Origin of the sequence: Nocardia spongicola (assembly GCF_047200775.1) — a bacterium.
Lineage (GTDB): Bacteria > Actinomycetota > Actinomycetes > Mycobacteriales > Mycobacteriaceae > Nocardia.
In genome coordinates this window covers 1-643 of sequence record NZ_JBJZOO010000054.1, presented here as the reverse complement: position 1 = coordinate 643, position 643 = coordinate 1, and the positions used below count along the sequence as shown (strand labels likewise).

The window sequence follows — 643 nt, the reverse complement described above, 5'->3', positions numbered from 1 at the left end:
CCCTCCTTGACCGGTCCGGATGGTATGAGCGCATCGGCGGCCTGTGCCATGACGATGCCGCCTTGATGATGGCGGATCATCAACTGCAGGAACAGGATTTCGGCGTCTCGTCCGCGTAGCCCGGCCAAATCGTCGAGTTCTGCGGTGCTCGCCATACCGGGCATAGCTGTTTCCGCGGCCGCCGCGGCGGGCGGTTCGACAGCCGAATGCTGATGCGCGGCGGGGACGGCGGTGTGCATCCAGTCCATCGGATGCTCGGCGATCGGGGCCGCGTCGGCCAGCCGCAACCAGCCCAGCATGGTGCCGATCTCCAGACGTTGGGTCCGGTCCATCTGGTCGGCCAACCGGATGATCGCCGGGTCGGCGGCGGGGTCGAGCCGCTGCACCATGAGCAGCGCCTGCTGGTGATGCGCGGTCATATCCTGCGCGAAGCCGATTTCCACCGCGGTGAGCACCGATGGCGCCGAATGGCTTTCCGGGAATACCAGTGGGCGTAGCGCGGCGCCGAGCACCAGCAGCGTGAAGGCCGCCGAAGCCAGGAATACGGTGCGCATTCGCAGCGTCATGGTTATGACCCGATGGTCGACTGCTGGTTCGGGGGCGGCGTATAGACGCCGTTGTCCAGTTGCAGCACCATGAATCC

Annotated in this window: 1 protein-coding gene; it reads right to left on the bottom strand. The window is 66.1% G+C overall.

Features of this window, described 5'->3' with window-relative positions; all coding sequences use genetic code 11:
• Positions 1-566 (bottom strand): DUF305 domain-containing protein (locus ACL02S_RS24160; protein WP_412804791.1); only part of this gene is annotated, 566 nt, incomplete at its 3' end.
• Positions 567-643: the final 77 nt, after the last annotated feature.